The organism is Nocardioides sp. NPDC057767, from assembly GCF_042798275.1.
Classification (GTDB): domain Bacteria; phylum Actinomycetota; class Actinomycetes; order Propionibacteriales; family Nocardioidaceae; genus Nocardioides.
This window is the reverse complement of record NZ_JBHVKJ010000005.1, coordinates 69,590-92,260: the sequence shown is the minus strand read 5'-3', so window position 1 is coordinate 92,260 and position 22,671 is coordinate 69,590. Positions and strand designations below refer to the sequence as shown.

The following is a 22,671-nucleotide window of genomic DNA, read 5'->3' as shown; positions in this document are numbered from 1 at the left end:
GGTCCTCCGCGAGCCGACCTTCGTCAAACCTTCATGAAATCTGCGAGCCAATCACAAAGGTCGACCTCCAGGCTGGAGCCATGACGGACGGTGCATGGGACGTGACCTGGATCTGGGTGGTTCTCGGGCTCGCGGCCGTGTGGGCTGTGGTCGTCCTCGTCTGTCGCGCGATCATCGGCTCGCGCACCCGAGACGCTGGCCATGATCTGCGGGGCACGCTCGACCACAGGTTCGCAAGCGGCGAGCTTGACCTTGATCCGGACTTCAGCGACGAAGAGCGGCTTTCATGAGGCTCTCGCGCCGTTCGCTCCTGCTCGGCGCTGCGGGCAGCGCCAGCAGCGGCCTGCTCGCCGCCTGCTCGGGCAACCCCGCGATGCAGCCGTCGGGCCTCGCTCTGCCCACCCAGTCACCGATGACTCAGCCTGCGGGGAAACGGGTGGTTGAGCGCACCTTGACACCGCGGGCCACGACGATCGACCTCGGTGGCACGACCATGAACACATGGGCGTACGGCGACACGGTCCCTGGGCCGCTGGTCCGGGCGACCGCGGGAGACCTGGTGCGGATCACCGTTGACAACCAGCTCCCGACCGACACCAGCATCCACTGGCACGGCATCGCGCTACGCAACGCTGCCGACGGTGTGCCCGGCCTCACCCAAGATCCGATCACGCCGCAGTCGCGATTCGTCTACGAGTTTGTCGCCCCCGATCCGGGGACGTACTTCTACCATCCACACGTCGGGGTACAGCTCGACCGCGGTCTGTATGCCCCGATCGTGATCGACGACCCCGCCGAACCGGGCGACTACGACGACGAGTGGATCGTCATTCTCGACGACTGGATCGACGGCACCGGGACGACTCCCGACGACGTCCTCGCCGGCTTGGTCGCCACCAGTTCCGGTTCTGCCGGTCCCATGGGTGGAATGGATGGCATGGACATGGGGTCCGGTTCCTCGATGCCTGGGATGGACGGTATGGACGGTATGGACGGAATGTCGATGGGGTCTCCGGAGTCACCTTTCGGCGACGCCGGTGACGTCGACTACCCCCACTACCTGATCAACGGACGAGTCGGCTCGAGCCCGGACGTCCTGCGCGCCAAGCCCGGTCAGCGGGTGCGGCTGAGGTTCATCAACGCCGCAGCCGACACGATCTTCGCCGTCGCCGTCGGCGACCACACGTTGTCACTCACCCACACGGATGGCTTCCCTGTCCGACCGCAACAAGCCGGTGCGTTCTATATCGGCATGGGGGAGAGGTACGACGCGGTCGTCACCCTCAGGGAGGGTGTCTTCCCGCTCATCGCGAAGCCCATCGGTAAGACCGGGCAGGGATTCGCGCTCATCCGCACGGCCACGGGTGCGGCCCCTACACCAGGCGATGCTGTCGCCGAACTCAACGGTGCGATCCTGATCGGCTCCGACCTGACCCCGGAAGAATCGGCACGCCTACCAGAACGAGACATCGAGCAAGAACTCACCTTGACCCTGACCGGGCAGATGAGCCCATACGCCTGGGCGGTCAACGGAGCCGCGTACCCCGAGAACCAGCCGCTGACGATCCAGCCAGGCAAACGTATCCAGGTCCAACTTTCGAACATGACGATGATGACGCACCCGATGCACCTGCACGGCCACACCTTCGCGCTGCCAAACGGGCTACGCAAAGACACCGTTCTGCTCAAGCCGATGCAGAAATTAAACATCCAGTTCCAAGCCGACAACCCCGGCAACTGGATGGCGCACTGCCACAACATCTACCACGCCGAGGCCGGAATGATGGCCGCGCTCGTGTACCAGTCCTAGAACCAACGCCAACCAGGGAAAGAGACCAACCTTGCGTACCAAACCACTCGCAGCCGCAGCCTTCGTGGTCATCGGCGGCCTTACCCTGGCCGCGTGCGGCGACAGCGACAATTCGATGCCAGGCATGTCGGGCATGGATTCCTCGACGCCCGCCGAGCCAACCGATTCGAGCCTCAGCATCAACGATGCCGACGTGTCGTTCGCGACCGAGATGATTCCCCATCACCGTCAGGCGGTTGAGATGGCCGGGCTGGCAAAGTCCCGGGCGAAGAACCCCGAGGTCAGGGAGCTCGCCGCGGAGATTAAGGGTGCGCAGGATCCTGAGATCCAGACGATGTCGGAATGGCTGACGTCCTGGGGCGAGCCGGTGCCCGAGGACATGACTGGCATGGACATGTCTTCGTCGATGCCCGGCATGATGAGCAGCGACGACATGGACAAGTTGGCGAACGCCACCGGTAACGAGTTCGACCAGATGTTCCTCACGATGATGATCGAGCATCACGAGGGGGCCATCGAGATGGCCAAGTCCGAGCAGGCCAACGGCTCCTACCCCGACGCGGTCGCCTTGGCCAAGCAGATCGAGGCCGCTCAGACCAACGAGATCACCACGATGAAGGGGCTGTTGGGCTGATGCCGGTGATGTCCGCCATTGAAGGCGCGTTCTGTCGTAGCGGTCCGTGGCGGTGCCTCGCCAGACGTTGGGTCCTGCCCTGGGCGCTCAACGGCCTCGAGCTCCGCGGCGATGTTCTGGAGATCGGTGGCGGTAGCGGCGCCATGGCCGACGGCGTCGCCCGCAGGTTCCCCGACATCCGGCTCACCGTCACCGATGTCGACGACGCCATGGTGAGCGCCGCCAGCCGCCGGCTCCAAGATCACCCCAACATCAAGGTCGAACAAGCAGACGTCACATCGTTGCCGTACGCCACCGGATCGTTCGACATCGTGACGACCTACCTGATGCTGCATCACATCATCGACTGGACCGATGCACTTCAGGAGACTGCCCGCGTGCTTCGGCCCGGCGGGATCCTCGTCGGCTACGACCTCACAGACACCAACCTGGCCCGGCTGACACACCGGCTCGACGGCTCGCCACACCGCATCATCGCCCCCGACGAGTTGATGGAGGGCCTTGCCGCAGCCGGATTCGGCGACATCGGCATCGTGTTGTCAGCACGGCGCCATCTCATGCGGTTCCGCGCGACGACGACCAGGCGATGACCGATGCCGCTCGAATTGGCCTGCGATGCCTGCGACGTCGTTCTCACCGCCGACACGGACGATGAGTTGGCCGAGCTCGCGACCAGACATGCCCGAAGCATCCACGGGAGCACCCCGCCGCGGGATCACGTGTTCGCGCGCATCCACCTGCAAAACAGATGAACGGCCGCCGCGCCCACTCCGTGGTGGTGGCCGACTACGACGACGAACTACGCTGATGAGTATTAGAGGAGTGCAGACATGCTGCTGGCACGTCGATTGGCGATCGGTGGGATCGCGGCGATCGCAACCGCGCTCGTAATCGGGATTCCGACAGGGATAATCCAGACGCCGTGGTACCAGCGCATGACCCCAGTGCTCTGGTGGAACTATCCGGTCTGGGCGGCATCGGCTCTCCTCACGGGCGCGCTCGTTGCGACGTACGTCCGCGATCCGGAGCTTCCGGTGCCTGCCACCCAGGGAGGCAAGACTTTCTTGGGCAGCGTGCTCTCGTTGTTCGCGGTCGGATGCCCGGTCTGCAACAAACTAGTCGTCATGGCCATAGGGGTCAGCGGGGCTCTCAACTGGTTCGGCCCGATCCAGCCGCTCTTGGCGATCGGATCGCTCGCTCTTCTCGTTTACGCGCTCTGGGCGCGACGGCGCACCGTTCTTGCATGCCGAGTCGGCCCACAACCCACCGCGTCTAGTGCTCGTTGAAGTGGACCACTGTGGGCTGGTTGTCCTTCCGCCTGGTGGAGCTTCATGGGACTGCTGCACAGTGACGTCTGATCTGTGGCGATGTGGGTCGCTGCTGGAAGGATGTAGATCGTGCCTAAGAGGTCGCGCAGGTAGTCACGCCTGAAGGGCCTCGTGTCTGCAGCGATGGCTGGCCCAGGATGAGAAGGCCAGCGGTGGTTCGGGCTCGGCCGGTTCTGGCGGGCTGGTGGCCTCGGAGTCTGCTGAGCTGCGTGAGGCGAAGAAGCGGATCCGGTTGCTGGAGCAGGAGAACGAGGTCCTACGCAAAGCAGCGGCCTACTTCGCTCAGGCCAATCTGCCGGGGAAATGATGTACCCGCTCGTCCGTGAGCTGGCCGCTGAGGATGCCCCGGTGCGGGTGCCTGTGGCGGTGACGTGCCGGGTCCTTGGTATCGCCCGTCAGCCCTACTACCGGTGGCTGAAGAACCCCCATCACCCGCGCCGAGCTCGCCGAGGCCTCCGTCGGCGACATCGGGGAGCATACGAGACACGCTTTGCCGTCTCATGTGGCCGTCGCCTGGTGCGACTGCGTTTCTCGCCAGGGGCTGCTCGCGGTCGGTCCGATGGTTCAGGCTCGACACGGCCCGAGGCCCGACGGTGCTGGGACAGGAGGCAGAGGACGCCTACAGCGAGAGGCGCGTTCAACGCCGACGGGACGGCCGTCCAGTATGCGCCGTTGCCCATTCCGTAAACCGCCCACGCGATCGCATTGGCCAGTAGTAGGACCATGCCGCTGCGGGAGATGCCTGACAACGACTGTGGACTCCGCCGGAGGCGCCAGCAGCGCAGAGCCCGCGGCACGAACAGGATGAGCGCAAATCCGGGACCGGCGATTCCGCAGGCGTCGACCAGCGCCTCCGTCATTCGGGTGACCTGGTCGCGTTGCGTACGAGTCCGCCATCGAGGTCGCGAAGTGAGCCGTCCGCGTCCAATGTGACGGCAATCCCGTGATGGTGGTCGCCGGGACACTCCAGGACCGAGCCGAACCCAGGAGGCGTCGTGACGAGGACTTTGTGCCGCCAGGGCACACCGCACCTGGCGATTAACGGAGCCAATCGGGGTGGGCCGGCGCGATCGGTCCAGCGCCGGAGTTCAGTGACGATCGGGGGTGTGCTGCGGAGCAGGACAAGGCCGGTGCCAAAGGGCAGCGTTCGGATCGTTTCTGGGGGCATGACCGGGACGCGGCGCACGGATCGTTGGAGCGAGCGGGAGCCGTGATCGCCGACGATGAGGGTGTCGGTGTGTTCGTCGCGTTCGCCGATGAGGGCGGAAAGGTCTTGGAGGTCTTTGGTGGCGGAGGCGCCGCCGAGGATGACCTTGACGATGGCGGCGTCCCAGATGGCGTTGGCGGCGTGGTCGCCCCACTTGTTGCGTGCCTGGGCGAGGGATTGGAGGACGGGCATGGTGGTGATGCCCGTGCCGCCGCCCTCGGCCATCAGCACGGGCATGGAGGGCAAGGGGGAGAGGTTGCCGATCTCGTCGAGGGCCAGCAGCAGCGGTGGGTCGAGCCGGGCGCCGGGGGAGGCTGCGGCGAGATGACGGGCGGTTTCGACGAGGTCTTCGATGAACGCGGCGACCAGTGGCCAGGCGGCGCCGGCTCCGGCGCCGGTGGCGAGCAGGTAGAGGGTGCCGTTGTTGGTGAGGAACTCGGTGGGGTCGAAGGCTTCACCGTCGCGGGGGGTGACGGTGTCGAGAACGCGAGGGTCGGCAAGTGAGGAGAGTGCAAGGGAGACGCCCATCCAGATCGAGTCGCGGGTGCGTGGGTCGGCGCTGATCATGGCCTCGAGCGAGTCGCCCCACCCGTCCGCTGCTCCGGTGGAGCTGCGCAGGATCGCGACGGCGTCGGTGGCGACCGAGGGGTTGAGAGTCCAGGCGTAGAGGTCGGCTGCCGTGCGTTGGTCGAGGGCGGCGGCGTGAAGGAGGGCTTGGAGGGCGGTGCGGGTTTTGCCTTCCCAGAACCCGCCGCTTTCGACGCCGCCGGAGGAAAGGCCCGTAGCGGAGGCCAGCCCGGTGGCGCGGATCATCGCGGTGAGGGGGTCCTCGCAGCCGCGTACGGGAGACCAGCGCAGCCCCGATGGGGTGCCCTCGGCCAGGCGCTGGGGGTCGAAGACCGCGACCGGTCCGCGGTCGGAACGGTGGTCGATGGTGGCAGTGAGGTTGTCTGGTCGGGTGGAGGTGGTGACCACGGGGCCGGGGGCATCGAGGATCGCGTTGATGCCGAGGTGGAGTCCTTTGCCCGAGCGAGGTGGACCGAGGATCAGCATCGAGTCCTCGACGGAGCTCCACACCTGGTGGTTCCGGGATCTGCCGAGCAGGTAGCCGACATCCTCTGGCCGTGGCTCCGCGAGGCTGGGTCGAAGATTCGCGGCTCGTCGGAGGAGAGCTCGACGGGACGCCGCGGCGCGTACGTCCCGGCTGGTCGCGATGCCCGCGAGACGCCGAGGGTCACGGACGGTCCGGTGGTGGGTGAGTCCGATCAGGCGCCACGCGAACCAGGCCAGCGCACCGAGGACCGCGACGATGGCGGTGGCGATCAGCCAGTACGCGACGGGCTGCTGCCCGGCGGGACTCAACGGATCGTTCAGCACGTCGAGGCCGGTGGCCAGACCCTTTCCACGTACCCGCGCGCCGGTGAGGTGACTGTTCACCTCTGCCGCCATCCAGAGGATCGCGAAGAGGCCCGCCAGCGCGGCGATGAGGCCGAGTCCCAGGTTGACCAACGCGTCATCGATGGGCCGGGCGTTCGGGTTCATCAGTCGGCTCCGAGGAAGGTAAGGGTGCCTGAGGAACGGCCCAGCAGCATCACGGTGCCGCCGCGGCGGGCGAGCACGGCCGCCGGTAGACGTACGTGGGTCGTTCCGTCGTCGGAGGCGGGGTGTTCGCTGATGATCACCGCGACGGCGACTGGCTCGCCCGGCAGGAACCCTGACGCGTACGTATCAGGCTCGTCGCTCGTCGAGCCGGATGCCTCCGTCACGTCGTCGGGGCCGAGCACGTCGCTGTAGATGCTGCCGTCTGCCTCGATGATCTCGACCCGGACGGCGCCGAGATCCGTGCGAACGGCGTCGAGGACGCCGCGTACGGACTCGCGGCCTGCCAGTTGAGGGCCGCCAGGGGGTGTGTAGGTGTCGCCGTTGAGCGTGAAGGACGGAGCACCAGCCTCATTGATGTGGATTCGCAGGTGAGGGTGACGCGAGGAGGTCATAGCCCGATCGCCTCACTCGGCTTCACGTGCTGCACGGTGCGTTCGGCCTGCGGTGCTTTGGCGGTCGGCACGCGAGGTTCGAGTCCGGGCGGTGCCCCGGTAGCGGTCTGGTGTGTGTCGAGTCGGTCGAGGATCCCGAGCGCTGCGCGGCGTACCCGCTCGGCAGTGGCTTGGACGACCTCGACAGGGTTCGTCTCGGGCACGGTGTTCGCCCAGGTCGTGACGTAGGGGACGCTGTAGGCGGAGGTGTCCATGCCGTGCGCGGCACCGACCATGAGCGCGACGCTCTCGGCCTCTACCTCGGCGATCCCGCGATGGAACGGTGCATCCGGGCTATCGGGATCGGTCAGCAGAACATGCCCGAGCTCATGGCACAGCGACTTGATCTGGGCACTGTCGTCCATGTCGACGCGGACAGAGACCTCCCGGGTCTGGAAGTCGGTCAGTCCGTTGGCGCCCCCGATCGCCGCGGCGTTCGAGACCAGCCGCAGCTCGTATCCCTCCTCGGTGATCAGGTCTGCCAGCCCATCCCAGAGCCCTTCGGGTGCCTCGCCTTTCAGAATCTGCGGTGCGGGAGTAGTCGGCAGATCGTCTCCTTCGGTCAAGGAGATGTCCCAGACGTACGCCAAGCGGACCCCGGTCATCCGGGTCCGGACTGTTTCGCCCGGCTGTGCCTTCTCGTTGGTTGCCAGGCGCCGCCAGGACGATGGATCGGACGGCGTGGACGTGGCGAACCGAGCCGTCTTTGGTGAGAGGATCTGGTAGCCGGCCTCTCCTTTGCGAACCTGACGACCGAGGGTGAGCCATTGCTTGTAGCCTGCGACGTAGGTCGGGAACGGGGTCGGAACGCGACCCTGCTCGTATGCCTCGGCATGCTGGACCGCGATGAGCATCGAGTTCCGAAAGCTGCGGCTCCGAAACTTTGCCGAGAACTCCAGCGCGCGGCGCCAGTCGTCGCCGGTCACCAGTTGCTCTACCGCGGTCGTCAGCCGTTGCTGGACCGCTTCCAGCTTCGCTTCGCGCTCGGCTTGCTTGCGTGCCTGTCGCTCGGTGAGTGTCGTCGACATCGTCGCCTCCAGCTGTCGTGTCGACAGGCAGGTGCGGGGGACTACCCGGCATCGGATGAGCACGGGGGTGCCCCTATGGTCTTCGTCAAGCGCAGCGGGTGCTGATCGGTCTTCGTAGAGGGTGCCGTGTTTGAGCATGGCGTGGAGTACGTCGATGCGGCGTCGGGCCAGGCACACCAGCGCGGCGTTGTGTTTCTTGCCCTGGGCTCGTTTGCGGTCGTAGTAGGCCCGGCTGGTCGGGTCCTGCGGCGCGGCGAACGCGGCCAGGAAGAAGGCGCGTTTGAGGTGTTTGTTCCCGGCTCAGGATGGGTGCTCGCCGCGGATGCTGAGCCCGGATCGGCGGGTGACGGGCGCCAGCCCGGCGTAGGCGGCCAGGTGGCCGCTGGTCGGGAACGAGGATCCGTCACCGACTTCAAGGAGGATGCGGGCTCCCGGCGCCCACGTTACGAAGAGAGACCTACCAGCCACGCCGAGCTCGGCGACGTCCTGGTTGCCCTGTCCCTATCTTTAATGGTTCTCCGCTGACCTGGGGTCGGCTGGCGGGCTGACCTCCGGCTCCACCCGACGTGACTCTGTCCCTATCGGTGATCCGTGGCGAGCTCAACTCACCCAGCCCGGCTGTCGCGTTAGCTGTGGCCCTCGTGGCCTTCCATGCGCTGACCAACAAGCAGCTTCGACACGTGAGGCTGGCCGACATCATCGACGGCCACCCCCACCGCTACGGCCGCGACATACCGCTGGCAGCGCCAGTCCAGACCAGGCTCGCCGCCTGGCTCAACAACCGCAACCAGACCTGGCCGGGCAGCCTGAACCCCTACCTGATGGTCAGCAAACGCATCGCGCCGCGCCTCGTGCCCGTCGGCATCAGCTGCCCCTGGAACGGGATCACCCTGCGGCCCCAAGCACTGCGCGAGGTCCGAATCCTCCACGAGATCCATGCCACCGGTGGCGACATGCGCCGAGTCTGCGACATGTTCGGACTCAGCAACGCCTGTGCCACCCCGCTACTTCGCAACCGTCGAACACCCCGACTTCACCATCGAAGGCGAACAGGCTCGGACCTTGACGCCATCAACGAGAACCGGCGACCTCCGGGCAGCCGTGAGTCGCCCCAGGCGCCGAGCTAACCCGTCCAGCGTGTTGACACCCTGCGAAGCGATAGCGATAACATCGCCGTATGGCGATGAATACCAAGTCGGTGCCCCAGAGCTCTGATGTTCTCGATGAGGCAGCCGCTGGTCGGGCGGCGGCCTGCCTGTTCCGCGGGATGAGTGACCCCTCGCGGGTGGTGATCCTGCGGCACCTGCTGCTCGGCGAGCACAACGTCGCCGAGCTGACCACGCACCTCGGGCTGGCTCAGTCCACCGTGTCCAAGCACCTGGCCTGCCTGCGCGACTGTGGGCTCGTGGACTCCCGCCCCCTTGGCCGCGCGTCGGTGTTCTCGCTGGCCCACCCTGATGCGGTGCTGAAGGTGTTTGCCGCGGCCGAGGAGCTTCTGGCCGCCACTGGCGACGCCGTGGTGCTGTGCCCCAACTATGGCGAAGGAACCGCCTGATATGACCACTCACACCCCCAACCAGGCCTCTGGCCACGTCCATGCCTCCACCTACGTGCAGGACCCGGACCTGCGCCAGCGACTTGGCCGCCGAGCCCAACTGCTCGCGGCCGCCTCGGTCTCCTACAACGTGGTCGAGGCCGTCATCGCGATCACCGCGGGACTGGTCGCCGGCTCAATCGCCCTGGTCGGGTTCGGCCTGGACTCGATCGTCGAGGTCAGCAGCGGACTGATCATCCTGTGGCAGTTCCGCCATCGGCTCCCTGAGGCCCGCGAGCGGCAGGCCCTGCGGCTGATGGCCCTCTCGTTCTTCGCACTCGCCGGCTACGTAACCTTCGAGTCCGTGCGTTCCCTAACCACCGGTCACAACCCTGAGGCCTCCCCGGTCGGCATCGGGCTCGCGATCGCCTCGCTGGCCATCATGCCGTTCCTGTCCTGGGCGCAGCGCCGCACAGGCCGGGCCCTCGGCTCCAACGCCGTGGTTGCCGACTCCACCCAGACCCTGCTCTGCACCTACCTCTCCGCCGTGCTCCTGGCCGGCTTGGTACTCAACGCCACCCTCGGCTGGTCCTGGGCCGACCCCATCGCCGGCCTGATCATCGCGGCCGTCGCCATACGCGAAGGACTCGAGGCATGGCGCGGTGAGGGCTGCGCCTGCGGCCACACAGCCATCAACCAGCCCACCGACGAGGCAACCACTGTCGATGGCTGCGCCGACAGCTGCTGCACCAGCACCAAGCCATCGTGAGATCCCCGAACCTGAGCATCCAGCGTCTCCCGGCCGCGCTGGGGACGCTCAAGTTCCGAGCGAGACCGGTCAATATTCGTTCGAACTTCTAGCAATTTGTCTCTAGGCACTTAGGTTCGATCCGTGGCATCAGAGGCCTCGAATCGCGTTTGCGCAGGTGACGTCGGTTCCCCACCCCTGCCGCGCTACGACGGCAACATCATCTCCACCATCGACCTCCTCGCCGAAGGCGAGCTGCTCATCGAGGACCGCCCCAGCCGGGTGGAGGTCTACTTCGCCGCCAAGACCGTCAGCCTGCCGCCGCAGATCCGCGAGCACCTCGAACTGTGGCTGCAGGTCATGCTCGACGGTTCCCGACTCGCACCTCGTCAGGTACCCCGCGACGCGCAGACCGTCCGAGTTCAGATCATGGGTCTTGTCACCGTTGTCGACGTATGGGTCGCTGCCGGCTACCAGTCCTTCGCCCAGATCACCCGCCTCGACATCGAGACCGCCTTGGCGCCGCTGGGCCCGGGACGACGGCACGCCGCCGAGCTCGCGCTGAGGTCGCTGTTCAAGACTCTCAAGGGCCGGCGTCTGATCTTCGCCAGCCCCATGCTCGGGATGAAGCACACGCCGGTCGCACGAACCATCCCGCTCGCTCTGGACCCGCCGTGATCCGCGCCGAACTCAACCACCCCGACCCAGTGGTCGCACTCGCGGTCGCCCTGATCGCCTTCCACGTCCTGACCGGAAAGCAGCTGCGAGCAGTCCTGCTCACCGACATCGTCGACGGCAGGCTCACCATCGGCGATCGCGTGATCCCCTTGGCCGCCCCGGTCCGGACCCGGCTCGCAGCCTGGCTCGACCACCGCAACCGTCGCTGGCCTGGCTGCATCAACCCCCACCTGCTGGTCAGCAGACGCACCGCACCCCGGCTGGTGCCCGTAGGCCACAGCTTCCCCTGGCGCGGCATCACGCTGCGGCCCTAGGCGCTGCGCGAGGACCGCATCCTGTACGAGATCCACGCCATCGGCGGCGACGTCCGCCGCATCTACGACCTCGTCGGACTCAGCGTCGAAGGCGCCACCCGCTACCTGCAGACCGTCGAACACCCCGATCTTGCCGTGGACGGCGAGCGAGTTCCCCGAACCTGACCCGGCCATGAGGCGCGGCCGGTCCGGCAAACGTCTGTTTCCCGAAGCAAGCTGGTCACACACGTCGAATGCCTCCTTTCGTTCGTCGCGGTAGCGCCGCGGACGGGACTTGACTCTGTACTTGGGTCCGGGGTTCAGGATTGGTTCATGCGATCTAGCGAGCTGGCCGAACGGGCCAGGGTGAATCCGGAGACGCTGCGCTACTACGAGCGGCGTGGCCTCCTGCAGCCGCCGCCACGGACTCCCGGCGGCTACCGCGACTACCCGAACTCCACGGTTGAGCTATTGAGGTTCATCAAGCGGGCCCAGGAACTCGGCTTCACCCTGGAGGAGGTCGAGGAACTGCTGCATCTCGACGCCGGCGGCCCCGACAGCTGCGACGCAGCCCGCGCGCTGGCCGAGGCCCGCCGGGCGGACCTCGAGGCGCGCATCGCCGACCTGCAGCGCATGCAAGCCTCATTGACCGACCTGATCGCCACCTGCGAACGCCCCACAGCTGACCGAGCCTGCGCCCTGCTCGATGCGATTGCGATGCCGTCACTGTCCTCAACGACCAGGAGCACCCCGTGACCACGGCGAACCCGCCGAGCGGCACGGGCGGCGTGAGGATCGAGGTCCTCCACGTCCCCGACTGCCCCAACCTGGCCCCGATGCTGAATCGCCTGCACCAGGTCACCGACATCCCCGTCTCCACACGGGAGGTCCGCACCGACGCCGAGGCAGCCGCCTTCGGCATGGCGGGCTCACCCACCCTGCTGATCAACGGGGACGACCCGTTCGCCGACCCCGACGCCTGCGAGTGCGGGATCGCCTGCCGGCTATACCGCGACGAGAACGACCAGATCGTGTCCGCGCCCTCCGCCGAGCAGATCCGGGCAGCACTGACCAAAGTGCACCAACCGGCGCCCGCTCTGCCCGAAGAGCCCGACCGGTACGGCACCGGGACGAGGTCTCCTGCGGGTGTCCTGAGTGCATGGCGAACCGAGGCGGTGCCAATGAACCCGCTGGAACGGGCGGTGCACCAAGCGATCCTGCATACCTTCGCCACCACTGGCGAACCTCCTTCCTTCGAGGACCTGCTTCATGAGTCCGCAGCCAGCCGCCCCGTGCTCCACGGCGTGCTAGGCCGGCTCCACGACACCGACGCCATCCGGCTCGACAGCAGGGGTGCGGTCGCGGTCGCCTATCCCTTCTCCGCAAGGCCGACCCGACACCGCGTCCGCATCGGTGACGGCGTCACAGTCCATGCGATGTGCGGCATCGACGCCCTGGGAATCTCCGCGATGCTCCACGAGGACGTCCGCATCGACACCACCGACCCGGTCACAGGCGATCCGATCACCGTGACCAGCACCGCCGGACGAACCACCTGGAACCCACCTGGTGCGGTCGCGTTCGTCGGCGCGGACGCCGGCGGCGGCCCGTCGGCGGACTGCTGCTGCGACTACATCAACCTCTTCACGAGCAGCGCCACCGCACAGGCGTGGGCGGCCGCGCACCCGAGGGTTCCTGGACAAGTGCTGACCAAGATCGAGGCCGAAGAGCTCGCCACCTCCCTGTTCGGAGCCCTACACGCGCGGCCGATGCCACGATGAAACCCGTGAGCAAGAAGCAGCGGTTCCGCACCGCCGTCGCAGTCGACCGACGGGGACGCACCCTGCTCCCGATCCCGTTCGACCCCGACCAAGCCTGGGGCACCAAGCCGCGGCACCCGGTCACCGGGACGGTCGACAACCACTCCATGCGCGGCATCATCGAGAAGCGCGGCAGCGGACCGGTCATCCAACTCGGTCCCGCCTGGACCTGTCTCCCGCTTCACGACGGCGCCGAGGTCGACGTCGTCCTCGAGCCCGAAGGGCCACAACGGGAGGACCTGGCGCCCGACATCGCCGAAGCCTTGGACGCTGCGCCCACGGCCGCGGCGTTCTTCGACGGGCTCGCGCAGTTCTACCGCAACCAGTGGCTGCGGTGGATCGACTCAACCAAGCGCCGACCCGACCAGCGCCCGGTCCGGATCGCCGAGATGGTCCGACTGCTCGCCGAAGGCCACAAGGAGCGGCCATGACCTCGGCCAGACGAAGCCCACCACGATCGAGGTCGGGTTCAGGCCGAAGTGCCGCGGCCCCGAATTCGGGGTCGACCAAGGGCTTGCAAGTTGTACGCAGGTACGGACTTACCGTGGTCGGTATGGAGAACCTGCTGACCACCGACGCCTGCACCATGCCTACCGCTGAGCGACCGCTTCGACTGGCGGAGTTCGACGATCTGTTCGCCACCGCGGTACGCACCGTCGAACGCCGAGGAGACGACGTCCGGATCCACCTGACCGGCGGGGACGGCCTCGTCGACCACGTCCGCGACCTGACCGAGCGGGAGTCCTCATGCTGCTCGTTCTTCACCTTCGGGATCGAGGGCACCGACGAAGCCCTCATCCTGGACATCTCGGTACCGCCGGCACGCCAGGAGATCCTCGCCGCTCTGGTCGAGCGCGCCGAGGAACTCTCGGCGTGAGCCTGCGGATCAACCAGGTCGCCCAGGCCGCCGGGGTCAATCGGGAAACGCTGCGGTACTACGAACGTCGCGGCCTCATCGACCCGCCCGAGCGCAGCCCAGGCGGACACCGTCTCTATGACGAACGCGCGGTACAGACTCTGCGGATCATCAAGGCCGCCCAACGCCTCGGATTCACCCTGGACGAGGTGGCCGATCTGATCGAGGTCGGCCAACGCCGGGGCCGGGACTCCGGGCTCCAGGCCCGCGCTCACGCCAAGCTCCTCGAGGTCGAGAACCGGATGGCAGACCTCGCCGCCATCCGTGACAACCTGCGCGCGGCCCTCGACGCCGGCTGCGACGACCTCCACCAGTGCGCCACCAGCGACTGCTGCCCGCTCCCATTCGTCGAGATCACCACCAGAGAGGCCACCGCGTGAGCGCGAAGATCAAGGACCGGCACCTCCTCGGGGCCGGAGTCGCGGCATGCGCGCTCTGCTGCGTACCACCACTCCTCGCGCTGCTCGGTATCGCAGGTGCCGGCCTCGCCGCGACCATCGCCACCGTCGCGTTCGCCGGACTCGCCTTCGGCGCCGTCGTGCTGGCCGCGTCCGCGCTCGCCGTGTGGGCACGCCGCCGCCGCGTCGTCGCCTCGGCAGTTTGCGCGCAGGACGGACCGGTCGATGTGGTCATCCGCGCTCGCCCATCGGATGCACCGAAGGACTCCGACGCGCGCCCTTGACAAGACTTCCTCGTGGACACGCTTCGATCGATCGCCCTGTTTGTCGCCGCCGCCATCGCCGAGATCGGCGGTGCCTGGCTTGGTCTGGCAGGGCGTCCGAGAGCACAGAGGGTGGGCCTGGATCGGCGCCGGCATCGTCGCCCTGGGGATCTACGGCTTTGTCGCCACCTTCCAGCCCGACGCCCACTTCGGACGCATCCTTGCCGCCTACGGCGGCGTGTTCGTCGCGGGCTCGCTCGCCTGGGGCATGGCGCTCGACGGGTTCAAGCCCGACCGCTACGACATCGCCGGCGCACTCATCTGTCTGGCCGGCGTCGCCGTGATCATGTACTCCCCACGAACCAGTTGATCCACAGCACTGCAGGTTCACCGAACCTGAGCACCCACGTACGTTCCGAGCGCGATGGATGCCCAGGTTCAGGCTGAAACCGTCAATATTCATGCGAACTTCTAACCCGCCGCGTTCATCCGGCCCGTGGTGTCGAACAATTCGAGCTCGGCCGGATGCAGCTGATGTTGGACAACGAACGAGCGGTTCTTGATGCGCCACAGCCCTTGACCGGTGCCGAGGGTCGGTAGGAGCGACTGCTCGGTCCCGGTCAATCCAAGAGACGTCGCGGTCGAGCCGAGCTGGTCGGACTCCTGGCGGTAGACGATCCGGGTTTCCGCATTCGCGAGGAGCGACGAGGCTAGCGCGCGCATTGCGCTGCCCTGGTCGCCCACGTTGTCGAGATCGGAGAGCTTGTGGAAGATCAGCATGTTCGCGATCCCGTAGTGGCGGGCGAGTCGCCAGTGGGCGTCCATCCGTCGCAGGAGCGCAGGGTGCGACATCAGGCGCCACGCCTCGTCGTACACCACCCACCGCTGTCCACCTGCCGGGTCGAGCAGTGCCGACTCCATCCAGGCTGAGGCGCAGGTCATCAGCACGGAGATCAGCATGGCGTTCTCGGTGACGCGGGACAGGTCCAGCGAGATCATGGGCAGCGTGGGGTCGAACCGTACGGTTGAGGGTCCGTCGAAAAGTCCGGCGAGGTCACCCGCAACGAGTCGGCGGAGGGCATGGGCGGCGAGGCGGCCATCGTCGGTGAGCCGGTGGTCGGGGTCGTCGGCGGGGTCGGGGGAGAGAAGCCGGTCGACGACGAGGGGGAGGATTGGGACCTCGTACGACCGGACGACTGCGGCAAGCGCGACGTCGATCGCAGTGTGTTCGAGTGGTGTGAGGGTCCTGTCGAGGACGGTTTCGGCGAGTGCTCCGAGCAGGTCGCGGCGGCGCGCGGTGACCTGAGCGGCCCAATGGACGTCGTCGAGCCCCGCCGGGCGGTGACCCTCGTCGAGGGGGTTGAGGCGGTTGGGCATGCCGTGGCCGAGGGCGATGGCGCGTCCGCCGACGGCTTCGGCCACAGGGGTGTGTTCGCCTTTGGGGTCGCCGGGGACGTACACGCGTCTCCCGAACGGGATGGACCGGCTATAGAGGCTCTTGGCCAGTGATGACTTCCCGGAGCCGACGATTCCGGCGAGGACGACGTTGGGGGCGGTGATCTGTCCGCGGGCGTAGAGGACCCAGGGGTCGTAGACGAACGAGCTGCCGGAGTAGAGGTCCTGGCCGACGAAGACGCCGTCGGCGCCGAGTCCGCCCTCGGCGAGGAAGGGGTACGCGCCGCCCCAGGTTGCGGAGGTGTCTTGGTGCTTCGGGACGCGGAGTCGTCCGGGCGTACGCAGCATGGCCGGTCCAGCCTCACCTGCTCGACCGATCATCGGCGGCTCGTGCTCGACATCCGCGAGGTCGGCGGCGCGGTTCCGTGTGTGCCAGTCGGAAAGCAGTTGGGCGGTGGCACGGCGTCGCTTCTTGCGGTCTCGCCGACGCTCGTGGGCAGGAGAAACAAGCGTGGCAGCGTGGATCCGTTCCCCTCGGCTCACAGCGTGATCCCGTTGCCGGGGGTGCTGTTGGTTCGAGCGGTCTGTTCGACGGGACGTGAATAGGCGATTCTGGCCTCGATCTCGTGGGCGTGGTCGACGACTTTGGCCATCTGGCGGGTCATCTCGGCGGCCCGGTGGAGTTCCCACGACACCTGGTAGGAGGCGCTGTATCCAGCCCGCGAGCTGTCGGCCACGACGGGCCGGATGTCGCGCCGTTTCAGGGTGTCGTGGAAGCCGCCGATCTGGTTGAGCGTCTGCCCCATCGAGGTGATCGCTTGGGAGAGGGCGCCCAGCAGGTCGTAGACCACTGAGGGGTCCTCGAGGTTGCGGGTTACGTGTGCGAGGCCGCGCAGTGCTTGGCGGGCTTCCTCGGCGTCGTTGGTCGGGTCGTTGAAGGTCGGCATCGTGTCCTCCTGCTTTGAAAGGGTGGTCAGCAGGCAGGTGCCACCTCGACTCCAGCATTGACGCCACGCGGCCCAGACTTGGTCGGCGAAGAGTTCGGCGAACCGGCCGGGAGGTTTGAGGAGTTCGTCGAGGTGGCGGTCTGGACGATGTGGTCGTCGTTGAAGATGTAGATGCGGTCTATGCCGCGCCAGGTCTAGGCACGGTGGGAGTGTCGACGATGGTGATCCGGGTCCTCGGGGTTGGCCAGGAGTTCGGCGAAGACCTCCCGTTCGCCCTCGGCATCGATCGCGCTGGTCGGCTCGTCAACGATCCAGATCCCAGCGTTGCGCAACACGATTCTTCCCGGTGCCGTTGGCGCCGTCGCCCGAGACGAAATTCTGAACGCGTTCTCACCTGGTCAGGCACGCCGTTCCTGGTTGGTTTCATCTCCAACCGAGTCCGCTCACGGAGTCAGACGAAGAACAATGAGGGCAGGCTGCGCAGAGGACGCCTCGGCCGCTGTTGCAGGCCGGGCTCTGCGAACGCCAACGACTGAGCCTCAAGACCGGTACTTGGCGGGAAGATTGTCGTAGATGGCGTCAGCGACCTGTGCGGGTGAAACCTCTCCTGTGCGCCCGGGATGGGCTTCCAGGAAGGGGCGGGGCCGCTCGTTCCGGCCGGTCGCCTCCCGTTCAAGTGCCTGCTCGAAGTCGCGCTCCACGTCGAAGTACTTGACTGACCACCAGCCTTGACTCGACGTCACTGTTACGTACACCCGGTCTGTGAGATCTGCCTGCAAGATCACCTCACCGCCCATTTGAAGTTCATCCTGAGCCGGGCCTAGTTGCCAAGAGCCGTTGGAGTGCTTGCTCGTCAGCATGATGCCGAGTTCATGCTCGAGCGAACCGGCTCCATAGGTCACCGGGGGCATCTTCACCTTCGATTTGGCCTGACGGGCCATGGGTGGTCTTGAGCAATCGACGTTACTCTGAGGCCTCGCACTTGCGGGCGCGATCGTCTGGGTACCTGAGACCGGCACGTTGGGCAGAGCGGGCAGTTCCGTGACAGCAACTGACTCGTGCGGACCCCAGGACTCAACTCGACCGGCTGGGCGCCGGCTCTGGACAGCGCCTATGAGTAGCGCCAGGGGGAGAAACACGAGAACGAAGGCCCAGTAAGCGACCGTCAAGAGGATCGGTTCGCCGATGAGCAGCATGAACAACCCGAGAAGCAGGCTTCCGTCGGTCGAAAAGCCAATGATCGGCATCGTCCCACCGAAAAATCCCACCCAGATGCACCACAGCCCCCAGAATCCGGCTGCGGCGGCACATAGCCGGATCAGCACACTGAGCCAGGCCGGGAAGTCGTCGTTCATCAAACCTCTACTCTCTGGGCAAGGCTGTCCGAGAGTTCAGCGATGTTCTTACGGCCGATTCGCCGAGTAGCCGCAGCGTATTGCGCGGACAACGCAATTGGAAGTCATTCCGAGCAGATCCCTCACGCTGTTTGAGCCTGAACTGGCGCCTATGTTGGATCGTTGAACACGCGCTCCCGCCAGAATGATCACGATCCGAGCCGACGGCCGAGTGGTAGGGAGGCGGCGAAGCTCTGGGCTTGCTGACCCCAGAGCCGACGGGGTTCGCAGGAGGCCTGGATCGCAGCTTGCTCGATGGTGGCAATGGCCTTCTCGAGTTCGTGCTCTTCGGGGGCGGTGACGGTGATGAGGCCGGTGGTGCGGAGGATGCCGTGGCCGGCGGTGAGTTCGGCTTCTTGCTGGAGGACATCGCGGTATTCGGCGCTTTGCTGAGCGTCTTCGATCTGGCCGAGTTTTGCGCGTTGGGTGGCGTCGGAGACGTATTCGGTCTTCTTTCTCCGGATGTCGCGGGCGGCGGTGTCGGTGCGGAGCGGTTGGTAATAGAGGGTGAGGGCGCGGCGTATGCCCGAGGTGAGTAGGAGGGGTGCGAGGAAGCCGGGGTAGACCTGGGAGCGTGGCCACTCGCTGACCCAGAGGACGGCGTGGTGGGCGGAGTCGGAGCGCAGCGATCCCCAACTTTCGGAGACTGCGATCGGGCCGGCTTGGGTGAGGTCGCGGCCGAGGTCGGGGTGGCGCTCGAGAGCGGGTGCGGCGTCAGGGTCGTAGGCGGAGCGGAGGACGACGGCGAGGTCGGCAGGGGTAAGCCAGCCCTCAGGGGTTAGCTCGGCCGAGCGCAGCGCCGCGGTGAGGGTGCTCATCTCTTGGCGGAGCACAGCGGCGGCGCCTTTGCGGCCACCGCCGGCGGCTCGGATTACTCGGGAGGCGGCGCGCATGTCGAGGGCGATGGAGATGGTGGTGGCGTGGCGTTCGGAGGCGGGACCGGCTCGGTCGATGAGTTCGGCGTAGGTGCGGGCGGCCCAGGTGTCGTCGTCGGTGCCGTGGGTCTCCCACCATTCGGTGAGGCTCTTGCCGGAGTCGGGCAGCGTACGTTCGGTGACCTGGACGGCGGCAAGGCGTCCGGAGCGGCAGGCGGTGGCGAGTACGCGGCCCCAGCCGGTGACGCGGCGCTGTTGTTCCGCGGGGTCGAGGAGCACGAAGGCCGGGTGGGTGACCGCGACGATCGCGGTGAGAGTGGCGGCGTGAGGGTCGTGGACCATGACGGCGCCGGTCTCGGCGTCCTCCCACTGCTGGAGGCGGGCGGCGTCGCCGGGGAGGGCGAGGGTTCCGGCCTGACGCGGGCGGGTGACGTCGCGGCGGTAGTCGAGCTGCCCGGTCATCGAGCGCCGGAGCCACACGGTACCGATCGGTAGCCACGCAACCACGGGTCGTCCGCCGACCTTCAGGAACGAGAGGGCCGTGCAGGCGCCGATGACCGGGACTGCGATGGCGCGGGCGGAGGTGCCGCCAGCGTAGAGGGTGATGACCAGCGTGACCGCCGCGATGCCGACTGTGGCAAGTTGACTGGGGGAGAGGCCGAGGAGTACGCCGCGGCGGGACAGGCGGGAGAACTTGACCGGTGCGAGGTCGGTGGTCATCGCTGGTCACCCGGGGTTGGGTCGGCGGTGTGGGGCATGGGCACGCGAGGTGGTGGAGCGCCGTCACCGGCGGCCGCCTGTTCCTCTGTGGCACCGCCGATGGTCTGGCCAGTCCGCTGTCCGGCGGTTGCTGACGACTTCACGAGTTCGGCGCCCGCCACGGCGGCAGCGGCTGGACCCGCGACGGCTGTGGATGTCTCCGGCGCCGCCGCTTCGGGCGTCATGGGGGCTATCTCCGTGGTTGGCCCCTCCACGACGGTCGAACTCGAGCCTGGCTTCGGCGAGTGGGTTGCTGGCGGCGTACCGGCCGATTCTCCTCCGCCACCTTCATCGAGGACCTTGCGAGGCTGGATCCCGGGCGAGCGGGCGGAAAGGGGGACGGGGCGGTTGAGGGCGTTCTTGGCTTCTTGTTCGGCGGACATGGCGTGGTACATGTCGAAGCCGATGAAGCTGATCGCCTTATAGGCGATGTACGGCGCGAACCCGGCCACGAGCAGGAGCACGATGCCGGAGAGGGGTTCGCTCAGCGACTTCAGATCGGCATCGATCGGTGCAGAGACCTGGGTGCTGGCGATGAGGAAGATGACCACGACGACGAGCTTGGACAGGATCAGTGCGATCACGAACGAAGCCCATCGTCCGGCCCACGCGCGGGCGTGATCCCACGAGGAGCCGGCGAGGGCGACGGGGGCGAAGACGATCGCGACGAGCAGGAGGGCTTTGCGTACGAGCAGGCTGATCCAGATGAAGAAGGTCGCTCCGACGGCGAGGCTGGTGAGGAACACGCTCGCCAGGCTTGCGGCGCCGGGGTTGGCGACGCCGGCGACGGTGCCGACCGCGACCAGGACGGCGATCCGGTCGCCGAGCTCGCTCATGTTCGTGCCGGCGGCGTGGACGATGCCGATGCAGAGCCGGTCGGTGACTTCCAGTGCCGTGCCGACCAGGGCGAGGGCGAGGAAGGAGCCGAGGATCGACTTGCCCAGGCCGAGCGCGGCTCGACTCAGGCCGGCCGGTTCGCGGCGGATCATCGCGGCCATGACCTGGAGCAGGAAGAACCCGATCATGATCAAGAGCGCGATGCCGAAGATCAGGTTGTAGACGCGTGTGTAGCCACTGGAGGTCACCTCGACATACGTCGTGTCGTCGAGCACCTTCCAGGTCATCTCGAACACCGCCTTGGCCAGTTCACCCATCGCTGTCGCGAGCCAGGTGAAGGAGCCTTTAATGGCGCTGGTGGTGGCCTCGGAGGCTTGGTTGCAGACCTCGTTGACGCCGGGTACGTCGCACAGACCCATCGCTCGCTCCTCGTCTTTCAGACGGCCTGGCCGACGTTCCAGAAGAAGTTGACCAGGCTGACCGAGGCGCCGCAGACAATCGCGGCGCCGAGGGCGATCAGGACCCCGAGCTTGCCGCGGCCGGCCAGGTGAGGGTTGGAAGTGTTCGATCCCAGGGCCCACACAACTGCGGAGATGATCAGGGCGAGGACGGCGAGGATCAGGCCGATCGTCATCGTCGCGCCGACGATCTCGCGTAGCTCGGCGATGCCGGGCAGGCCGCTGGAGTTCGGACTGATGTCGATCTGAGCCGCAGGACCCTTATAGGTCGGCGGGTGAATGCTCACGGGTAGCTCCACGAGTGAGAAGGGGCTGGATGCCCAGCAGGTGGGTTGGCTTTCCCGTGATGCTCACGAATCGCCGGTGAAGCCACTTCCGGGCGTGCTGTCACTACGTCGTGCGGTCCGGGCGGTCTCCTACTGGAGCCCCCCGCCCGGTAGTGACGACGGCTGGGTCGTATGTCAGCGGTAGGGGATCGTGGCGTCGCGTCTGGACTCAGACGACGATCGGAGATGATTGCTCCATGCTCGTTCTGCGTGCGACCAAGAAGCTGCGCGATCGCATCGGCGGTCTGCCGCCAGTGGACGGGGAGACGTCGACGACATTGCTCGGTGACTGGTACGCGAATTTTCTGCCGTGGCGTCCCCAGACCGCGATCCTGGTCAACGCGCGCACGCTGCTCCCGGTCCTGACCCCGCTTGCTCCTGCCAAAGGCCTGCCGGGCCGCATCGCGGAGGTGATCGCTGAGGCTCTGATCGACCAGAGCGTGCCACCGGAGATCATCGATGCCGAGATCGAGCAGATGAAAGAGGTACGAGTCGGTCCGACCGCTGATCGCGGCGTGGTCGGGTCAATGAACGACTTCATCTTCCTCGCCGACCATCGTCGCGATGGTGTCCCCGACCTGCCTCAACTGTCGAAGGAGTTGGCCCGCGTTCCGTGCGGACCGCTCTTCAAGAAGCACGTACGTCCCGAGGCTGAGCTGGCGGCGTTTGTCGCGGCTCAGCGCTGATGCTCACAGCCGAGCTCCGATCCCGAGAAGCCAGTTCGCCCAGGCGAGCGCGCCCCCTGTGAGGACCGCGCCACCGAGAGCCACGAGCACACCCACCTTCGCCCGCGAGGCGCCATGCCAGCTTCCCGCCCCAGATGCGATAGCCCACGTGATTGCGCTGATGATCAGCATCGCGACCGAGAGCAGTAAACCGTAGGTGAGAAGTGCTCCCACGATGTCGCGCAGATCCCCAGTCCCGGAGATCGCGCCGAGGTCTGGGTGGACCTGTCCACGGGTGAGAGTGGGGCTCATGGCCAGCAGGTGG

The 22,671-nt window shown here is 66.8% G+C and carries 29 protein-coding genes and 3 pseudogenes; 20 read left to right on the top strand and 12 right to left on the bottom strand.

What is annotated here, in order from left to right:
- Window positions 1–80 precede the first annotated feature (80 nt).
- From ACFVDI_RS04660 to ACFVDI_RS04630, 7 genes and pseudogenes are all read left to right on the top strand, one after another.
- On the top strand, window positions 81–290 hold the full coding sequence (locus ACFVDI_RS04660) for a hypothetical protein (protein WP_141780810.1): 210 nt from the start codon (window positions 81–83) through the stop codon (window positions 288–290).
- The gene (locus ACFVDI_RS04655) at window positions 287–1,810 is read left to right on the top strand and encodes a multicopper oxidase family protein (RefSeq protein WP_141780809.1); all 1,524 of its coding nucleotides are present in this window, start codon (window positions 287–289) and stop codon (window positions 1,808–1,810) included. Before ACFVDI_RS04660 ends, ACFVDI_RS04655 begins: the two co-directional genes overlap by 4 nt.
- 31 nt (window positions 1,811–1,841) lie before the next feature.
- Window positions 1,842–2,444, top strand: a complete 603-nt coding sequence (locus ACFVDI_RS04650; protein ID WP_141780808.1) for a DUF305 domain-containing protein — start codon at window positions 1,842–1,844, stop codon at window positions 2,442–2,444.
- Window positions 2,445–2,452: 8 nt separating this feature from the next.
- A complete protein-coding gene (locus ACFVDI_RS04645; protein WP_350719600.1) occupies window positions 2,453–3,034 on the top strand; it encodes a class I SAM-dependent methyltransferase in 582 nt (193 codons plus the stop codon).
- Window positions 3,035–3,037: 3 nt separating this feature from the next.
- Window positions 3,038–3,196, top strand: a complete 159-nt coding sequence (locus ACFVDI_RS04640; protein ID WP_350719599.1) for a DUF1059 domain-containing protein — start codon at window positions 3,038–3,040, stop codon at window positions 3,194–3,196.
- Between the two features lie 78 nt (window positions 3,197–3,274).
- Window positions 3,275–3,730, top strand: a complete 456-nt coding sequence (locus ACFVDI_RS04635) for a hypothetical protein (protein ID WP_350719598.1) — start codon at window positions 3,275–3,277, stop codon at window positions 3,728–3,730.
- Between the two features lie 157 nt (window positions 3,731–3,887).
- Window positions 3,888–4,198 (top strand): annotated as a pseudogene (locus tag ACFVDI_RS04630) (IS3 family transposase); the annotation flags it as partial.
- 430 nt (window positions 4,199–4,628) lie between these two features.
- Here the strand turns inward: ACFVDI_RS04630 and ACFVDI_RS04625 are convergent.
- The 4 genes and pseudogenes from ACFVDI_RS04625 to ACFVDI_RS04610 form a co-directional block, all read right to left on the bottom strand.
- Complete coding sequence (locus tag ACFVDI_RS04625; RefSeq protein WP_350719596.1) at window positions 4,629–6,521, bottom strand: TraM recognition domain-containing protein; 1,893 nt, start codon at window positions 6,519–6,521, stop codon at window positions 4,629–4,631.
- A complete protein-coding gene (locus tag ACFVDI_RS04620) occupies window positions 6,521–6,973 on the bottom strand; it encodes a hypothetical protein (protein WP_350719594.1) in 453 nt (150 codons plus the stop codon). Before ACFVDI_RS04620 ends, ACFVDI_RS04625 begins: the two co-directional genes overlap by 1 nt.
- The gene (locus ACFVDI_RS04615; protein ID WP_350719657.1) at window positions 6,970–8,040 is read right to left on the bottom strand and encodes an ArdC-like ssDNA-binding domain-containing protein; all 1,071 of its coding nucleotides are present in this window, start codon (window positions 8,038–8,040) and stop codon (window positions 6,970–6,972) included. The genes ACFVDI_RS04620 and ACFVDI_RS04615 overlap by 4 nt, the downstream gene beginning before the upstream one ends.
- Window positions 8,041–8,142: 102 nt before the next feature.
- Window positions 8,143–8,469: pseudogene (locus tag ACFVDI_RS04610) on the bottom strand (transposase); the annotation flags it as partial.
- 212 nt (window positions 8,470–8,681) lie between these two features.
- On the opposite strand from ACFVDI_RS04610, the gene ACFVDI_RS04605 reads away from it, so the two are divergent.
- From ACFVDI_RS04605 to ACFVDI_RS04550, 12 genes and pseudogenes are all read left to right on the top strand, one after another.
- The gene (locus ACFVDI_RS04605) at window positions 8,682–9,167 is read left to right on the top strand and encodes a hypothetical protein (protein WP_378901123.1); all 486 of its coding nucleotides are present in this window, start codon (window positions 8,682–8,684) and stop codon (window positions 9,165–9,167) included.
- Window positions 9,168–9,223: 56 nt separating this feature from the next.
- Window positions 9,224–9,595, top strand: coding sequence for a metalloregulator ArsR/SmtB family transcription factor (locus ACFVDI_RS04600; RefSeq protein ID WP_350719655.1), 372 nt, complete (start codon window positions 9,224–9,226; stop codon window positions 9,593–9,595).
- 1 nt (window position 9,596) lies between these two features.
- Window positions 9,597–10,343 carry a cation transporter gene (locus tag ACFVDI_RS04595; protein WP_350719591.1) on the top strand — a complete coding sequence of 249 codons (747 nt, stop codon included), beginning with the start codon at window positions 9,597–9,599 and terminating at the stop codon, window positions 10,341–10,343.
- 123 nt (window positions 10,344–10,466) lie between these two features.
- A complete protein-coding gene (locus ACFVDI_RS04590; RefSeq protein WP_350719589.1) occupies window positions 10,467–11,000 on the top strand; it encodes a hypothetical protein in 534 nt (177 codons plus the stop codon).
- Entirely contained in the window at window positions 10,997–11,314 is a 318-nt protein-coding gene (locus ACFVDI_RS04585; protein ID WP_350719587.1) for a hypothetical protein, read from the top strand. Before ACFVDI_RS04590 ends, ACFVDI_RS04585 begins: the two co-directional genes overlap by 4 nt.
- Window positions 11,315–11,626: 312 nt before the next feature.
- Window positions 11,627–12,049 carry a MerR family transcriptional regulator gene (locus ACFVDI_RS04580; RefSeq protein ID WP_378901118.1) on the top strand — a complete coding sequence of 141 codons (423 nt, stop codon included), beginning with the start codon at window positions 11,627–11,629 and terminating at the stop codon, window positions 12,047–12,049.
- Window positions 12,046–13,074 (top strand): alkylmercury lyase family protein, encoded by a 1,029-nt coding sequence (locus ACFVDI_RS04575; RefSeq protein ID WP_350719583.1) that lies wholly within the window; start codon window positions 12,046–12,048, stop codon window positions 13,072–13,074. The genes ACFVDI_RS04580 and ACFVDI_RS04575 overlap by 4 nt, the downstream gene beginning before the upstream one ends.
- A complete protein-coding gene (locus ACFVDI_RS04570) occupies window positions 13,071–13,544 on the top strand; it encodes a YdeI/OmpD-associated family protein (RefSeq protein ID WP_378901115.1) in 474 nt (157 codons plus the stop codon). The genes ACFVDI_RS04575 and ACFVDI_RS04570 overlap by 4 nt, the downstream gene beginning before the upstream one ends.
- Before the next feature lie 122 nt (window positions 13,545–13,666).
- A complete protein-coding gene (locus ACFVDI_RS04565; protein ID WP_350719579.1) occupies window positions 13,667–13,990 on the top strand; it encodes a hypothetical protein in 324 nt (107 codons plus the stop codon).
- On the top strand, window positions 13,987–14,409 hold the full coding sequence (locus ACFVDI_RS04560; protein ID WP_350719577.1) for a MerR family transcriptional regulator: 423 nt from the start codon (window positions 13,987–13,989) through the stop codon (window positions 14,407–14,409). Before ACFVDI_RS04565 ends, ACFVDI_RS04560 begins: the two co-directional genes overlap by 4 nt.
- Window positions 14,406–14,711, top strand: coding sequence for a hypothetical protein (locus ACFVDI_RS04555; protein WP_350719576.1), 306 nt, complete (start codon window positions 14,406–14,408; stop codon window positions 14,709–14,711). The genes ACFVDI_RS04560 and ACFVDI_RS04555 overlap by 4 nt, the downstream gene beginning before the upstream one ends.
- 12 nt (window positions 14,712–14,723) lie before the next feature.
- A pseudogene (locus ACFVDI_RS04550) lies at window positions 14,724–15,060 on the top strand (YnfA family protein).
- 101 nt (window positions 15,061–15,161) lie between these two features.
- Here the strand turns inward: ACFVDI_RS04550 and ACFVDI_RS04545 are convergent.
- From ACFVDI_RS04545 to ACFVDI_RS04515, 7 genes are all read right to left on the bottom strand, one after another.
- Window positions 15,162–16,466: an ATP-binding protein gene (locus tag ACFVDI_RS04545; protein WP_350719574.1), complete on the bottom strand. Its 1,305-nt coding sequence runs from the start codon at window positions 16,464–16,466 to the stop codon at window positions 15,162–15,164.
- A 158-nt stretch (window positions 16,467–16,624) separates the two neighbouring features.
- Window positions 16,625–17,032, bottom strand: coding sequence for a hypothetical protein (locus tag ACFVDI_RS04540; RefSeq protein WP_350719572.1), 408 nt, complete (start codon window positions 17,030–17,032; stop codon window positions 16,625–16,627).
- Window positions 17,033–17,226: 194 nt separating this feature from the next.
- Window positions 17,227–17,367 carry a hypothetical protein gene (locus ACFVDI_RS04535; protein ID WP_350719570.1) on the bottom strand — a complete coding sequence of 47 codons (141 nt, stop codon included), beginning with the start codon at window positions 17,365–17,367 and terminating at the stop codon, window positions 17,227–17,229.
- 204 nt (window positions 17,368–17,571) lie between these two features.
- Window positions 17,572–18,387: a hypothetical protein gene (locus ACFVDI_RS04530; protein WP_350719569.1), complete on the bottom strand. Its 816-nt coding sequence runs from the start codon at window positions 18,385–18,387 to the stop codon at window positions 17,572–17,574.
- Window positions 18,388–18,575: 188 nt separating this feature from the next.
- Window positions 18,576–20,021, bottom strand: coding sequence for an SCO6880 family protein (locus ACFVDI_RS04525; RefSeq protein WP_350719567.1), 1,446 nt, complete (start codon window positions 20,019–20,021; stop codon window positions 18,576–18,578).
- Window positions 20,018–21,316 carry a conjugal transfer protein TrbL gene (locus ACFVDI_RS04520; protein WP_350719565.1) on the bottom strand — a complete coding sequence of 433 codons (1,299 nt, stop codon included), beginning with the start codon at window positions 21,314–21,316 and terminating at the stop codon, window positions 20,018–20,020. The genes ACFVDI_RS04525 and ACFVDI_RS04520 overlap by 4 nt, the downstream gene beginning before the upstream one ends.
- A 17-nt stretch (window positions 21,317–21,333) precedes the next feature.
- Window positions 21,334–21,642 (bottom strand): DUF6112 family protein, encoded by a 309-nt coding sequence (locus ACFVDI_RS04515; protein ID WP_179657653.1) that lies wholly within the window; start codon window positions 21,640–21,642, stop codon window positions 21,334–21,336.
- 152 nt (window positions 21,643–21,794) lie between these two features.
- Between ACFVDI_RS04515 and ACFVDI_RS04510 the strand changes: the two genes are divergently transcribed.
- Window positions 21,795–22,367, top strand: a complete 573-nt coding sequence (locus tag ACFVDI_RS04510; protein ID WP_378901105.1) for a DUF6933 domain-containing protein — start codon at window positions 21,795–21,797, stop codon at window positions 22,365–22,367.
- A gap of 3 nt (window positions 22,368–22,370) precedes the next feature.
- Here ACFVDI_RS04510 and ACFVDI_RS04505 read toward each other — a convergent pair whose 3' ends face one another.
- Window positions 22,371–22,658 carry a DUF6112 family protein gene (locus ACFVDI_RS04505; protein WP_350719562.1) on the bottom strand — a complete coding sequence of 96 codons (288 nt, stop codon included), beginning with the start codon at window positions 22,656–22,658 and terminating at the stop codon, window positions 22,371–22,373.
- Between the last annotated feature and the right edge of the window lie 13 nt (window positions 22,659–22,671).

Excerpts from the sequence above, each read along its gene's own strand:
- ACFVDI_RS04660 (WP_141780810.1), top strand. The coding sequence starts at position 81 with ATGACGGACGGTGCATGGGACGTGACCTGGATCTGGGTGGTTCTCGGG.
- ACFVDI_RS04655 (WP_141780809.1), top strand. The coding sequence starts at position 287 with ATGAGGCTCTCGCGCCGTTCGCTCCTGCTCGGCGCTGCGGGCAGCGCC.
- ACFVDI_RS04645 (WP_350719600.1), top strand. The coding sequence starts at position 2,453 with ATGTCCGCCATTGAAGGCGCGTTCTGTCGTAGCGGTCCGTGGCGGTGC.
- ACFVDI_RS04640 (WP_350719599.1), top strand. The coding sequence starts at position 3,038 with ATGCCGCTCGAATTGGCCTGCGATGCCTGCGACGTCGTTCTCACCGCC.
- ACFVDI_RS04635 (WP_350719598.1), top strand. The coding sequence starts at position 3,275 with ATGCTGCTGGCACGTCGATTGGCGATCGGTGGGATCGCGGCGATCGCA.
- ACFVDI_RS04625 (WP_350719596.1), bottom strand. The coding sequence starts at position 6,521 with ATGAACCCGAACGCCCGGCCCATCGATGACGCGTTGGTCAACCTGGGA.
- ACFVDI_RS04620 (WP_350719594.1), bottom strand. The coding sequence starts at position 6,973 with ATGACCTCCTCGCGTCACCCTCACCTGCGAATCCACATCAATGAGGCT.
- ACFVDI_RS04615 (WP_350719657.1), bottom strand. The coding sequence starts at position 8,040 with ATGTCGACGACACTCACCGAGCGACAGGCACGCAAGCAAGCCGAGCGC.
- ACFVDI_RS04600 (WP_350719655.1), top strand. The coding sequence starts at position 9,224 with ATGAATACCAAGTCGGTGCCCCAGAGCTCTGATGTTCTCGATGAGGCA.
- ACFVDI_RS04595 (WP_350719591.1), top strand. The coding sequence starts at position 9,597 with ATGACCACTCACACCCCCAACCAGGCCTCTGGCCACGTCCATGCCTCC.
- ACFVDI_RS04580 (WP_378901118.1), top strand. The coding sequence starts at position 11,627 with ATGCGATCTAGCGAGCTGGCCGAACGGGCCAGGGTGAATCCGGAGACG.
- ACFVDI_RS04570 (WP_378901115.1), top strand. The coding sequence starts at position 13,071 with ATGAAACCCGTGAGCAAGAAGCAGCGGTTCCGCACCGCCGTCGCAGTC.
- ACFVDI_RS04565 (WP_350719579.1), top strand. The coding sequence starts at position 13,667 with ATGGAGAACCTGCTGACCACCGACGCCTGCACCATGCCTACCGCTGAG.
- ACFVDI_RS04545 (WP_350719574.1), bottom strand. The coding sequence starts at position 16,466 with ATGATCGGTCGAGCAGGTGAGGCTGGACCGGCCATGCTGCGTACGCCC.
- ACFVDI_RS04540 (WP_350719572.1), bottom strand. The coding sequence starts at position 17,032 with ATGCCGACCTTCAACGACCCGACCAACGACGCCGAGGAAGCCCGCCAA.
- ACFVDI_RS04530 (WP_350719569.1), bottom strand. The coding sequence starts at position 18,387 with ATGAACGACGACTTCCCGGCCTGGCTCAGTGTGCTGATCCGGCTATGT.
- ACFVDI_RS04525 (WP_350719567.1), bottom strand. The coding sequence starts at position 20,021 with ATGACCACCGACCTCGCACCGGTCAAGTTCTCCCGCCTGTCCCGCCGC.
- ACFVDI_RS04520 (WP_350719565.1), bottom strand. The coding sequence starts at position 21,316 with ATGGGTCTGTGCGACGTACCCGGCGTCAACGAGGTCTGCAACCAAGCC.
- ACFVDI_RS04505 (WP_350719562.1), bottom strand. The coding sequence starts at position 22,658 with ATGAGCCCCACTCTCACCCGTGGACAGGTCCACCCAGACCTCGGCGCG.